Origin of the sequence: Nocardia ninae NBRC 108245, from assembly GCF_007990755.1 — a bacterium.
Classification (GTDB): Bacteria; Actinomycetota; Actinomycetes; order Mycobacteriales; family Mycobacteriaceae; genus Nocardia; species Nocardia ninae.
This window is the reverse complement of record NZ_BJXA01000033.1, coordinates 56691-69409: the sequence shown is the minus strand read 5'-3', so window position 1 is coordinate 69409 and position 12719 is coordinate 56691. Positions and strand designations below refer to the sequence as shown.

Here is a 12719-nt window from a genome sequence, read left to right as displayed (position 1 = left end):
TTCGAGATGCGAACGCGGATGTAGCGCAGTGGTAGCGCATCACCTTGCCAAGGTGAGGGTCGCGGGTTCAAATCCCGTCATCCGCTCTTGTCGAAGCCCCGGTCACTCTGCTGACCGGGGCTTTCTACATTCCTGACGAGGCTTGCGGGCCTGGCAACCGGATCAGTCGGCGAGCAGCCGCGCGACTTCGCGGGCGCTGCCCCAGGAGAGGCTGACACCCCATCCGTCGTGCCCGTAGTTGTGCACGATCCTGGACTCACCGACGCGCTCCTCATCGAGCCTGGCTTCGACGCGACCGGGGCGGAGGCCGACCTCGTGGCCGACTACCTCCGCGGCGGCGAGCTTGGGTTCGACGGCGATGCAGCGGCGCAGGATCTGGTCGGCCACCTCGGGGTCCGGGTCGAGGCTCCACTCGCCGCGTTGGCGCACGCCGCCGAGGATCAGGCGGTCGCCGTGCGGGAAGATTCCAGCCCATTCGGTGGGGGCGCCGAGTTCGACGTAGAAGTCGGTGATGCCGGGGTTGCGGACGATCACATGCTGCCCGCGGACCGGCTGCATGTCGTCGCCGGTGAGTGCGGCCGCCGCCACGCCGGTGCAGTTCACCACGACGGAGGCGGCGGCCGCGGCCTCGGTGAGAGCGCGCACCGTCCGCTGCTCGACCGTCACGTTCTGCGCCGCCAGCCGACCGGTCAGGTAGCGCAGGTAGCGCGGCAGATCGATCAGCGGGGCGGTGCTGCGGAAGCCGATCAGCATGCCGTCCGGCAGTTCGTCGGGGGCGCACATTTCCAGGTCGGCCAGCTCGCCGATCCACGCGGGCGGTTCGGACCAGAACCGCGAAACCTGAAGTCCGCGTTCGAAGTGCAAGCCCGACGCCGGATCGTCGGCCAGCCGGGAGAACTCGGTGAACGTCACGCGGCTCCACGCCAGATCCCGTGCCGTGGCGCCGGGGCACCACAGTCCGCTCGCCACCGCCGAGGTCGTTCGCTCCGGCGGCAGTTCCGCCCACACCCGAACCCGATGCCCCTCCTCCGCCAGGCACACCGCGGTGGTCAGTCCGATGACTCCGGCCCCCAGTACCAACACATCATTCGCCATGATCGCGACCGTACTCACGAACCGGCGCCCGCGGCTCGGAAAGCAGGAACGTGCAGGCGCCAGTGCGGTATTCGGCTATCGGCGGCGATGGGTCGTCACCCGCTGGAAGCGACTGTGGCCGAGGCGAGCGGTGCCTGTTCGGTGACGACGTCGCAGGTATGTCTGCCGAGGTCGTCGAAGAACCGGTCCGCCTCGAGGATTGCCTCGGGGGGATGCACACCCGGCCGTATCGCCACACCGTCGACGAGCTGAGAAAGCCCGAGCGCCAACGGGATTCCCGTGGCTTCCGCCATGTTGTCGATCAGCGCGGAGCCGACATGGGCCAGGATCGACAGCGGCACACCATCTTTGCTACCGGTGGCGACGGCGAAGAACGGCGGCAGATTCCCCGGTGCGGCGAAGCGCCACGACCGTGCCATCGAGCGCAGGCCACGCCACAGGGTGGGCGCGGCCAATTCGGCTGCCGCGGTTTCGTTGGTGAGCGCGCCCTTGTCGATATCGGTACGCAGCACGTCCAGGAAGGCCGCGGTGCCGGGTGTGACGACCATCAGATTCGCCACGCGTCCGGCCGGTTGCAGAGTCCAGTGCAGGGTGACCGGTTCGGGATGGCCGACGGTGTAAGCCGTGCCGATGCGGCCACCGGGCAGCGTCAACGGCACGGGCTGCAACGGCGGTTCCTGGACCAGCTGTCCCGCCCGGACCACCGTGATCGCCCCGCTGATCTGCTGCATCCAGTGCACGGCCGCCGCGGTCGGTAACCCGTTCGGGCCCGTGAGCTCGAGGCCGTCCGAACTGCCGGCACCGGGTACATCCACCGGCCAGGCGGTGTAGATGTCCTCGACGCGGTCGAGTTCGCGAGCGGCGCGGGCCGCCAGCAGGTTGCTCACCCCTGGACTCGCGCCGATTCCGACGATCGCGCAGACGCCTGCGGCGCGCGCGTCGGCGTCGTATTCGAGCATCTGCATCGTGGGCTCCCAGTCGTCGCAGATGTCGAGGTAGTGCGTCCCGGTGTCGATCGCCGCCCGCAGCACCGTCAGGCCGAAACGGTAATACGGGCCAACGGTATTGAGCACGACATCGACCTCGCCGAGTGCGCCGTAGAGCGCCGCGCGGTCGGTCACGTCGATCCGGCAGGCCCGCAGTTCAGCGCCCGATCCCGACCACCTGTCGACGACTTCTCGAGCCGCGACCACGTCGCGGTCGGCCACGATGATCTCCTGCACGCCGGGCAGGCCTGCCGCAGTCCGCACCGCCACGGACCCCATCGCTCCCGCGCCGCCCAATGCCAGAACCCGCATGCCCATCCTCCTTCGACTACGCAATATCGTTCATTGCGTCTACGATCGACGGTAACATGAACGATTCTGCGACAAGATTGCTGCGCGAGACGCCCATCGGTCCGGTGCGGCGGCTCATCCTGATCGAGGCCGCGGGCGGCATCGCCTTCGCATCGGTCGCGCTGCCGCTCAGTGGGCCCGAGGTCGAGCTCCCGGACTGGATTCAGCTGCTCGGCTCGGGGCTGCTCATCGCGATGTGGTTCTTGACGCTGCACACCTGGCGAGGCCTGATAGGCCCGCGAGCATGGGCAGGCGCGACCGCGCTCCGGCGGCAGATCTACTGCGAGCGCCGCCTGCGCAGAGGTGCGGTGATCTACTCGGCGTTGCTGGTGCTGCTCACGCCGGTGCCGCCGACGTGGACGCGATTCTGGTTCGCGACAACCGTGCTGACCGCCGTGGCGTCGGCACTCGCACCGACAGTTTCGATCACTACGAAATACCTGGGGGTGCGGCATGTTTCGCAACGTCGCTGACGACGTCGGCGTAGGCGCGGAAAAGGCGAGGCGGCGTGGACGTCTCGGCTGCGAGCAACAGCGCCCAGCATTCGGCGACCACGCCGCGGGCCTTGGTCCCGGCCCACGGTTGCGGCAGCAACTGCGGCGGCAGCAGGGGATCGGGCTCCATCGCGCGCGTGAACTCGGCGGCCAGTTCGATGGTGACGGTCAGCAATTCGGTGTCGGACAACTCGGCAGTGCGCAACCGGCGCAGCGTGCGTTGCGCGAAATCCAGGAGACGGCGATGGCGCGCGGCGACCTCGTCCAGCGGCCACAGTCGGGCGGCGATGCGGCGCGGTGCCTCGGTCTGCCCGACGCGCAGGTCGGTCGTGGTGAAGGTGGTGAGGTGGTCGGTGACGTCGAGCTCGGCGGCGAGCGCGTCCAGATGCTGCTCCCACGCGTTCGGGCTCACGTACAGTCCGCCCTGGATCGGTGCGCCGCCGAGCCGAACGATGCCGTCCCGCATGGCATCTCGGGCCGACCGAGCGGTCTCGGGAATGGCGAAGGCGACCAGATGCCACAACCCGTCCCACGCGGCCTCGCCGCGATCCTGCGCGAACATGTAGCGCACGAACTCCACGTCGGGCGCGAGCGCGCTCGCCGTCGCCGCGGTGGCGTGCAGAATCGCCTTGCGCCCCCGCCCCTGCTGGGTGAACTGCCCGTCCGCGACCAGGCGGCGCACGCACAACCGGACCTGCTGATCGGTCATGCCGAGCGCGTTCGCGACCGTGTACAGCGCACCGGCGTCGATGGTGGCGTCCTCGCGAACCATGCTTTCCACCAGGGTCCGCGTCGTCACCTCTACGCTGTGCGTCTCCACCATCCGCCCTCTCGATCCGGTCGATCCTGATGTGCTCAGCATACAAACGATGGTTTTCAGAACGAACGATTGGAGTGGATATGCCTTCGGAAAGTTCGCGCGCGGAGCCCGGAACAGCGCGCGCGCGACCTGTTTCGCGACGCCGCCGAATACTGTTGTCGCTCACCGCGATTCTCGCGCTGATCGGGGCCGCCGGTGGCTGGGTCGTGTATCAGAACAGCTACGACCTGCGGGAACAACGCGTCACGATCCCTGGCAGCGCGCAACCGCTGAACGGTGCACTCGCGCTGCCCGAGGAGGGGACGGCGCCGTTCGGGTTGGTGGTTTTCGTCCACGGTGACGGGCCGATCGACGCCACCCACGACACGTTCTACCGTCCGATCTGGGAGTCGTTGGCGCGGGCCGGGTATGCGTCGCTGTCCTGGGACAAGCCCGGTGTGGCGGGAGCACCCGGTGACTGGCTGAACCAGACCATGGCTGACCGGACCACCGAGACTCTCGACGCGATCGCCTGGGCCAGAACGCGTTCCGAGATCGATCCGGCGCGGATCGGGCTGTGGGGCGCCAGCCAAGCAGGCTGGGTCCTGCCCGCGGTCGCCGCACGAGATCCGGGCTTGCAGTTCATGATCGCCGTGTCGCCCGCCGTCAACTGGCTCCAACAGGGCCGCTACCACACGATTGCCAAGCTGACCGCCGAGCACGCGGGCCCGGCGCGCATCGATGCGGCGATCGCCGACAGCGAACGCACCCGCAAACTCTTGCGCGAGGGCGCGACCTTCGAACAAGCCCGTGCGGCAGCCGCCGTCACCTCGGACATGACCGCACAGCGCTGGCGTTTCATCCAGCAGAACTACACCGCCGACGCCGCCGCCGACCTCGCCGCCGTCCGCATCCCCGTGCTGCTCACCCTGGCCGACTACGACATCAACGTCGACGTCGCCGACACCGAGGCCCGCTACCGCCAACTGATCCCCGCCGATCTGCTGCGTATCGAGCACTACCGCAACGCGACGCACTCGCTGGTGCGCAAGGACATCGAAGACAGCACGAGCAAGACGATCATCTTTGCCGTCGCCGCACCCCGATCACTGTTCGCGACAGGCTTTCTGGACGATCAGCGCCGCTTCGTGCAGGACGTCGACCGAACCCGGTGATCACGGTTCCGGCTTGCGCCGGGTCGATGACTCTGCCTCGAGCGGTGCGCTCGGCCGCGCACGGCGATCACGAACCAGCCTGGCGCTCAGTGGCTTCGGCAGCCCCGGTGATATTGCGAACCATCCCCCCGAACACGATCTGATGGAACGGAGAGATCGCCTTCCAGTACGCATGCCCGGACAACCCGCGCGGTTCGAAGATGGCGCGCTGCCGATACATCGTCCCGCCACCGGCATCCGGCTCTGCCGACAGCTCCAGCCAGGCATCGCCCGGGACCCGCATCTCGGCGCGCAGCCGAAGCAGCCGAGGTCGTTCGATGTGCTCGACGCGCCACCAGTCCAGCGCCTCTCCGGCTCGCAACCGGTGCGGATCCCGGCGCCCACGCCGTAACCCGGCACCGCCCGCGATCCGATCGATCCATCCGCGCACCGACCAAGCCAGCGGGAATGAATACCACCCGTGCTCCCCGCCGATGGATTCGATGACCTGCCAGACGGTGGCGGGGTCGGCGTCGGTGTGGCGTTCGCGGACATCCTGGTACAGGGTGCCGCCGGACCAGTCCGGGTCGCTGGGCAGCGGGTCCGACGGTGCGCCCGGGGTGTCGGCGTCGGACCAGCGGGTCGGCACATCGAAGTCGCGGATCCGGGCGAGTGCGAGTTCCACCGCGCGCTCGAAACCGGTCAGGCCGTCCGGCGGGTCCGGGATGTGGTCGGCGATGTCGTGGTCACCGCAGACGACCTCGTGCACCAGCGACTCGATCAACGGCACGGCGATCGCGCGCGGCACCGGGGTGACCAGGTTGACCCACTGCGCCGACAGCCAGGGTGTCAACACCGGCACCGGCACCACCGCGCGTCGCGGCAGCTTGGCGATCACCGCGTATCTGCGGAGCATGTCGAGGTAGGTCAGGACGTCGGGTCCGCCGATGTCGAAGGACCGGTTCACCTCCGGGCCGAGGGCGCCGGCGTGGGTCAGGTAGTAGAGCACGTCGCGGATCGCGATCGGCTGAATGCGGTTGTGCACCCAGCGCGGCGTGATCATCGCGGGCAGCCGTTCGGACAGGTAGCGCAGCATTTCGAAGCTCGCCGACCCGGACCCGATGATCACCGCCGCCCGGAACTCCACGGTGGGCACGCCCGAGCCGAGCAGGATTTCGCCGACCTCCGCTCGCGAGGACAGATGCGGTGACAGCTGCTCGCCCTGCGGGATGATGCCGCCCAGGTACACGATTCTGGACAGTCCGGCCGCGCCGGCCGCGCTCGCCACGATGCGCGCCGCCCGGCGATCGATGTCGACGAAGTCGCGCTGGGTCAACGAATGCACCAGGTAGTAGAGAATCTCCTGGTTCGCCAGGGCGGCGGTGACCGAGGCCGAATCGGTGACATCACCGGTGACGATCTCCACGTCGTCGTGCCATGGGGCCTCGTCGAGTTTGCCGGGTGTGCGCACCATCAGCCGCACCGAATGGCCCGCCGCCAAGAGCTCCGGGACCAGTCGTCCGCCGATGTAGCCGGTCGCGCCGAACACAACACATCTCATGGACAGCCTCCGAGTCGCGGTGCGAGGGGTGGTCCGAGGCACGCCGGGTGCCGCACACCATGTCTACCGGACGTGGGTGACAGCGCAGCCGCGTCAGTCGGCGGGAGCTGCGGTTTCCTGCAATACGCGCCAGCTGTACCGGGACGGGTTGCCCTCGGTGGTCAGCACCACGGTCGACCAGCGGTCGGCGTGTTTTCCGTCGCGATGGTGGCGTTCCATGAAGCGGACCACCGTCACGTTTCCTTCGTTGAGCAGCACCTCCGCCTCGGAGATCTCGATATCGAGCCCGGGCGCGGAATTGCGGGCGCGGCGCAGCCCCGACAGCAATTCGGAGCTACTCAGCCGGGTGCCGTCCATGGTCACCATGGAGAACGTGGCGTGCTGGGTGGCGGCGAAACGTTCCAGGACGTCGGGCTCGGCGTCGGTGCCCAACCAGGTGGACAGCAGCGCGTGTACGGTCTCGACCTCGGCGATCGGATCCAGCGAATCGGAAGCGGACATGTCCGCAGAGTACTCGAGGAGCTCGGCCGATCAGTCCAACGACGCGGTTCGCACCTGTGTCCGCGTTTGCCCGGCCGACGCAAGTGCGCCGTCGGCCGGTGACCTCGGTCGAGTGCGGCTCTCCACGATGTCCCCCGCATGGATAGAGGACATTTGAAAGAGTTTGGGGCGCAGGGATAGCCGATCTTGTCCGGTAGTCGACGGGCGGCAATGCGGCTACCATGCGCTAATGCGATGGGGGCGGTTGGGCGACCGACTGCACCGTCAGGCGTTACTGCTTGCGGTGCTGGCGGCGGTCGTCTGTGGCCTCGGTATCGCGGTGCTCACCTGGTGGCTGCTCTGGCTGGCGATGGGCGCGGAGGCCGAGACGCCGAATCAGTTGGAGCTGACCAAGATCGCGTTGGCGGTGGTCGCCGGAGTCGGTGGCGCCGTCGCGCTCGTGGTGGCCTATCGGCGGCAACGCGACCTCGAACGCGGACGCTTCGCCGAACTGTTCGGCGCCGCCTCGCGGCAACTCGGCGATGCCGACGTGGCGGTGCGGATCGCCGGGGTCTACGCGATGGCCGGGGTCGCCGACGAGTTCCGTTCGCCGAGCAGGCGTCAGCAGTGCGTCGACGTGCTCTGCGGTTACCTCCGGCTGCCCTACGATCCGGTGGCCGGTGCGAATCACCTTGTGTCGCAGGCGGAAACGGTGGACGAGTCGGGTCTGAAGGTCGAGCGGGTCTACCAGTTCCGGCAGAACGACCGGGAGGTGCGCCGCACCATCGTGCAGGTGATCGCCGCGCATCTGCAGCGGTCCGCCGAGATCTCCTGGTCGGACTGCGAGTTCACCTTCACCAACGCGGTCATCGAACGCGGCGACTTCCGGTACGCGGTCTTCCGGGGACGCAACATCTCGTTCGCCCGCGCGGTCTTCATCGGCCGCACCACGTTCGAGCACGCGCTGTTCGCCGGCCCGCACGTCACCTTCCGCGACGCGGTGTTCGAAGGCGGTCCCGTGCTGTTCGAGCACGCGCGGTTCGGCCCGGCTCGACCCGAGAAGGTCGAACGCGCTGGTTACGGCACCACCTTCGACGGCGCGATGTTCGACGGTTCGGTGTCTTTCGAGAACGCCGTCTTCACCGGCCCACGGACGACGTTCAGCGGCATCCGCTGCACCGGCGCCCGAACCTCGTTCCAGGACACGAAGTTCCACGCCGACCTCACCTCGTTCGAACGCGCCGTCCTGGACGGGCAGCACCTCGCCTTCACCGGCGCGGATATCTCGAGCCCGCGAATCACCTTCGCGGGCGCCCAGTTCGAGGCGAGCGCCGTGGCATTCGACGACACTCGCATCGGCGCTCCGGCCCGCATGCGCAACCGAGGTACCCGCGAAACCGACTTCAGCGGAGCCGAATTCCACGGCACCACCACGTTCGCGGGCACTACGTTCGCCGGCCGCTCCGTCGATTTCACCGAGGGCGACTTCTTCGGCGACATCTCCTTCGTCGATGCCCGCTTCGCCGCCACCGAAGTCACCTTCGACCGGCCGAAGGCTTGGGTCGGCACCCACTTCGACTGGGATGACATCCCGACGCGCAAACCGGCCAATATCAAACCCAACCCGTGGCCGCCGGAGCAGCCCGGCGAGTGAGGGTTGCGCGTAGGGGAGCCTCATCCGCGCACTTGATCAAGAAGGAGGGGCGGCGTCCGGGTGGACGCCGCCCCTAGACCTTTCAGCTGGGCCAGCCACCGTACGGGACGGTGATCAATTCCATGAAGTGACCGTTGGGATCCAAAAAGTAGACGCCCCGGCCGCCGTCATTGTGATTGATCTCGTTGACGCCCTGCTGACGCGGATCGGCCCAATGGTCCAGTTTGTAGCGCTGGATCTTGGCGTAGGCCGCGTCGAATTCGGGCTCGGAGATCAGGAATGCGTAATGCTGCGGCTGAATCTCGGTGACATGCGGTGGCACATTCGCGAAATCGAAAGTGACCGAATTATCCAGCGGGAGCGGAATGAACGGGCCCCATTCGGCCCCGAGTTCCGCGCCCAGAATGTCTGCCCAGAATTCGGCGGTCACTCGACTATCGTGGCAACCGACAATGGTGTGATTGAACTGTACTGACAGTGGAATTTTCTCCTTGTGCGGTGACGGTCCCGACCCCGGGCTCGGTACAAGGCGGCCAACGGGAGCACCGTCACGGTCGAAGACGCTAGCAAACATCCCATGGATGTCGCCAGTATCGAGTGACCCAGACCATGTTTCGTTTCAGCGCGGCAGGCGTAGCGCGACGCGATAGCCACGATCGCTGGTCGGACCGGATTCGAAACTGCCACCGAGGAGTTCGGCCCGCTCGGCCAGTCCGACCAATCCGTGCCGGGAGCTCGGCAGGGGCACCGCAGGCCTGGTCGGCTCGGTATTGCGAACCGTGACGCCGAAATGGTCACCGTCGTGCCAGAGCTCGACGGTGGCGGTCGCGCCCGGTGCGTGCTTGCGGACGTTGGTGAGCGCCTCCTGCACCGTGCGATAGACGGTGCGCTGGCCAGGCGCGCTGAGCTCATCGGGCAGATCGCCGCGCAGCTCTACCCGAATGCCGCTGGCGTCGAGCAACTTTCGCAGATCCGCGAGCGTCGGCTGCGGGGTGAGCTCGGTGCTCTGGCCGCCTGCGGCGCGCAGCAGGGTGACCATGTGGCGGAGTTCGTCCAGTGTGTCGACGCTGAGCCTGCGGATGGTGCGCGCCGCCTCGGCCGCGTCGGCGTCGGTGGCCGCGACCTGGAGCGCGCCCGCGCGCACGGCGATCAAACTGACCTGATGGGCGACCACATCGTGCATTTCGCGTCCGATCTGCGCGCGTTCCCGCGCCAGTACCGCCTGGGCGTGCAGTCGCCGTTCGTGGTCGCGCGCCTCCTCGATCTCGACCAACCGGGCGGACAGATCGCGGCGGGTCCGCACGAGTTGGCCGAGCAGCACCGGGGCGCCCGCCCAGGCCAGCGCGTAGGCAAAGGCGGTGATGATGTCCCGCTGCCCGACGTACTCGCCGGGCGGCCACGGTATGGACACGGCAATCGAAGTGGCGAGTACGGACCCGAACAGCAGCGCGCGGTTGGTCGTGCGTTCGGCCAGCGAGTACAGCGCGATCGCGGGCGCGGCGAGAATGGCGAGCAGCAAGCTCGCGGGCAGCGTCGACGCGAAGACCAACAGGGGAAAGCGGCGGCGCAGCAGCAAGGCTGCGCAGGCGACAGCGGCCGCGACGAGCTCGACGCGCGAGGTGACTTCGCCATCGGCGAGGACGTCGGCCACCGCCACCGCGACCAGCGCGAGGTCGATCAGCCACGGCGGGGGCCGGTTCACGACAGGAGTCCCGCTCGTTGCGCGAGCAACGCCGCCTGCACGCGGCTGCTCACCCGCAACTTGGTGAAGATCGCGCTGACGTGATCCTTGATCGTGCCCACGCTCAGGTGCATCCGCTGACCGATCTCGGCGTTCGACAGGCCCTCGGCGATCAGCACGAGCACCGCGCGTTCCCGATCGGTGAGCCGTTCGACGCGCGCCGCGTCCGCGTCGATATCGGCGGCGGTGGCGGGTTCGGCGTTGCGCAACAACGCGGCCGAGACCTTCGGCGACAGCACGACGCCGCCCGCGGCGAGGGTGCGGGTCAGCTGTGCCAGTTGTTCGGGCTCGGTGTCTTTGAGTACGAAACCCGCTGCGCCGGAACGCAATGCGGACAGAATGTAGTCATCGGTGTCGAAGGTCGTCAGCATCGCGACCGCCGGCGGGTCCGCCATGGCACGCAGCTGGCGCAGCACCGTCAACCCGTCGACGTCGGGCATCCGGATATCGAGCAGCACCACATCCGGCCGCGCCGCCGTGACCGCCGCTACCGCCGCCGGCCCGGTCGCCGTCGCCACCACCTCGATGTCGGCGGCCGCATTCAGAATCAGCTCGAAACCGGACCGCACCAGCGCCTCGTCATCCACGACCACCACCCGAATCACCCGCCACACCTCCTCCGTCACCGCACCTGTCCGTGAGCCTAGATCCGGGTGCTGGGCACACCCGACCGGGAGGGGTTCGGGTAGCCGATCGGCGGGGTCGGTCCAGCCGGTCGGCGGGTGGCGAATCACCGACTAGGGGAGCTGGTTCGGACGCTTGTCGGATACCGCACGGGCGCGCTGCCGTCGACGCTGAAGCGATGGGGCACAACGTGATTTCGGCAGAGTCTGCTGTATGGGTTGGTCAGTCCGCAGGGGTGGGCGATCCGGCACGGGCCGGCGAGGTGGTGTGGGTTGGTGGCGGCGTGTGGGTTGGCGATCCCGCGGGGCTGGTGAAGCCGCAGGTTCTGCACGCCGCGAGGGCTGGTGCTGCTACGCGGCGCAGCGTGGGTCGATGACGCAGGTGCGGGCCGGCAACACCAAGGCTGCCGATACCGTGCGGGCTGAAGGCGCGGTGGGGACTGAAGGCGCGGTGTGGCTCGGCGATGCCGCGCGGGCGGGCGAAGCATCGCAGGTCGGCATTAGCGCGCGGACGGGCGACGCATTGCGGGTCGGCGATACCCCGCTGGTCGAAGGGGCGGTAGGCGCAGGAGGAGTCGGGGATACGGTGCGGCCGGGGGCCACGGTGTTGGTGGATGATCACGTCCGGGCCGGTGTGCGGTTGGTGGGGGTGGATCTTGCGCGGGGGCTGGCGGTGCTCGGGATGTATGCGGCGCACGTGGGTCCGGAGCCTGGGCGGGGTGGTGTCCTCGGGTTCGCCATGGAGGTGACGCACGGGCGGTCTTCGGCGTTGTTCGCGTTCTTGGCGGGATTCTCGATTCTGCTGATCACCGGGCGCCGGGTGCCGAAGACGGGGCAGGCGGGGCGGCAGGCACGGGTGAAGATACTGATCCGGGCGGTGATTCTGCTGGTGCTCGGTACCGCGCTGACCGCGTCGGGAACCAAGGTCGAGGTGATTCTGGCCTACTACGGGTTGTACTTCCTGCTGGCGCTGCCGCTGGCCCGGTTGCGTGCGGGCACGTTGGCCGTGGTGGCGGTGGTGAGCGCGCTGGTGCTCCCGCAAATTGTGGCAGTGGTGATGGCCACCGACTCCGGGTGGACCGCCGCTGTCACCCGGTCCGATCCGCTCGCCTGGTTGAGCGGGCGCGGTGATCCGAGCAGCAGCAATGACGGGGTGGTCGGGCTGTTACTGACCGGCAGCTACCCGGCGCTCAGCTGGTTGCCGTTCGTCGTCGCGGGCATGGCTGTCGCTCGACTCGACTTGGCGGACAAGGTGATTCGCGTTCGGCTCGCGGCCACCGGTCTCGGCTTGGCGACGCTCGGCTACGGCGGTTCCGCAGTGGCGTTGCATTTCGCGTCCGCGACAACGCCGCCGGGAATTATGCGCGCGCCCTGGTGGTCCGACATGGCCGAGGATCCGGCAGGCTGGCGATATCAGCTGAGCGCGATGCCGCACAGCGAGACCACCCTGTCGATCGTCGGCAACACCGGCGTTGCGCTCGCGGTGCTCATCGCCTGCCTGGCCGCATGCGACGGATCCCGGCGGTTCCTTCGGGTGGCCACGCCCTTGATCGCGGTCGGCAGCATGGCGTTGACCGCCTACGTGTTCCACGTCGCCGCCATCGCCGCGCTCGGCTTCGATGTGCTGCCCGCCGGTTCGCTCCCGGTGCTGCTCGGATTGAGTGCGATCATCATGATGTTCGCGTATTGCTGGTCCCGCTTCTTCCACCGCGGACCCCTGGAATGGTTGCTCTACCGCGCCACCAGGGTCGCCGAGCGGGTGCGCTAGCTCGGCCCCTGTG

12 protein-coding genes and 1 tRNA gene are annotated in these 12719 nt (G+C 68.2%); 5 read left to right on the top strand and 8 right to left on the bottom strand.

Translation table 11 applies throughout. From position 1 onward, the window contains the following. Positions 1-14: 14 nt before the first annotated feature. A tRNA-Gly gene (locus NN4_RS23290) sits at positions 15-86 on the top strand. Between the two features lie 76 nt (positions 87-162). On the opposite strand, the gene NN4_RS23285 is transcribed toward NN4_RS23290, so the two are convergent. Next, on the bottom strand, positions 163-1095 hold the full coding sequence (locus NN4_RS23285) for an FAD-dependent oxidoreductase (protein WP_147135164.1): 933 nt from the start codon (positions 1093-1095) through the stop codon (positions 163-165). A gap of 95 nt (positions 1096-1190) precedes the next feature. After that, positions 1191-2393: a saccharopine dehydrogenase family protein gene (locus NN4_RS23280; protein ID WP_147135162.1), complete on the bottom strand. Its 1203-nt coding sequence runs from the start codon at positions 2391-2393 to the stop codon at positions 1191-1193. Between the two features lie 56 nt (positions 2394-2449). Between NN4_RS23280 and NN4_RS23275 the strand changes: the two genes are divergently transcribed. Then, positions 2450-2905: a hypothetical protein gene (locus NN4_RS23275; protein ID WP_147135159.1), complete on the top strand. Its 456-nt coding sequence runs from the start codon at positions 2450-2452 to the stop codon at positions 2903-2905. On the opposite strand, the gene NN4_RS23270 is transcribed toward NN4_RS23275, so the two are convergent. Next, positions 2862-3749 carry a PaaX family transcriptional regulator C-terminal domain-containing protein gene (locus NN4_RS23270; RefSeq protein ID WP_147135154.1) on the bottom strand — a complete coding sequence of 296 codons (888 nt, stop codon included), beginning with the start codon at positions 3747-3749 and terminating at the stop codon, positions 2862-2864. The two genes, NN4_RS23275 and NN4_RS23270, sit on opposite strands and share 44 nt — an antisense overlap. 146 nt (positions 3750-3895) lie before the next feature. Between NN4_RS23270 and NN4_RS23265 the strand changes: the two genes are divergently transcribed. Further along, positions 3896-4900, top strand: a complete 1005-nt coding sequence (locus tag NN4_RS23265; RefSeq protein ID WP_222595141.1) for an alpha/beta hydrolase family protein — start codon at positions 3896-3898, stop codon at positions 4898-4900. A gap of 67 nt (positions 4901-4967) precedes the next feature. Here NN4_RS23265 and NN4_RS23260 read toward each other — a convergent pair whose 3' ends face one another. Together NN4_RS23260 and NN4_RS23255 are read right to left on the bottom strand one after the other, a co-directional pair. Continuing rightward, complete coding sequence (locus NN4_RS23260; protein ID WP_147135148.1) at positions 4968-6440, bottom strand: SDR family oxidoreductase; 1473 nt, start codon at positions 6438-6440, stop codon at positions 4968-4970. A gap of 93 nt (positions 6441-6533) precedes the next feature. Beyond that, complete coding sequence (locus NN4_RS23255; protein WP_147135143.1) at positions 6534-6941, bottom strand: hypothetical protein; 408 nt, start codon at positions 6939-6941, stop codon at positions 6534-6536. 229 nt (positions 6942-7170) lie between these two features. On the opposite strand from NN4_RS23255, the gene NN4_RS23250 reads away from it, so the two are divergent. Then, entirely contained in the window at positions 7171-8574 is a 1404-nt protein-coding gene (locus tag NN4_RS23250; RefSeq protein ID WP_246181031.1) for a pentapeptide repeat-containing protein, read from the top strand. Between the two features lie 82 nt (positions 8575-8656). Here NN4_RS23250 and NN4_RS23245 read toward each other — a convergent pair whose 3' ends face one another. From NN4_RS23245 to NN4_RS23235, 3 genes are all read right to left on the bottom strand, one after another. Further along, a complete protein-coding gene (locus NN4_RS23245; RefSeq protein WP_107660748.1) occupies positions 8657-9052 on the bottom strand; it encodes a VOC family protein in 396 nt (131 codons plus the stop codon). A 141-nt stretch (positions 9053-9193) separates the two neighbouring features. Then, on the bottom strand, positions 9194-10276 hold the full coding sequence (locus NN4_RS23240; protein WP_147135140.1) for a sensor histidine kinase: 1083 nt from the start codon (positions 10274-10276) through the stop codon (positions 9194-9196). After that, the gene (locus tag NN4_RS23235; RefSeq protein ID WP_147135137.1) at positions 10273-10941 is read right to left on the bottom strand and encodes a response regulator; all 669 of its coding nucleotides are present in this window, start codon (positions 10939-10941) and stop codon (positions 10273-10275) included. The genes NN4_RS23240 and NN4_RS23235 overlap by 4 nt, the downstream gene beginning before the upstream one ends. A 370-nt stretch (positions 10942-11311) precedes the next feature. Between NN4_RS23235 and NN4_RS23230 the strand changes: the two genes are divergently transcribed. Continuing rightward, a complete protein-coding gene (locus tag NN4_RS23230; protein ID WP_147135134.1) occupies positions 11312-12706 on the top strand; it encodes a DUF418 domain-containing protein in 1395 nt (464 codons plus the stop codon). Positions 12707-12719 lie beyond the last annotated feature (13 nt).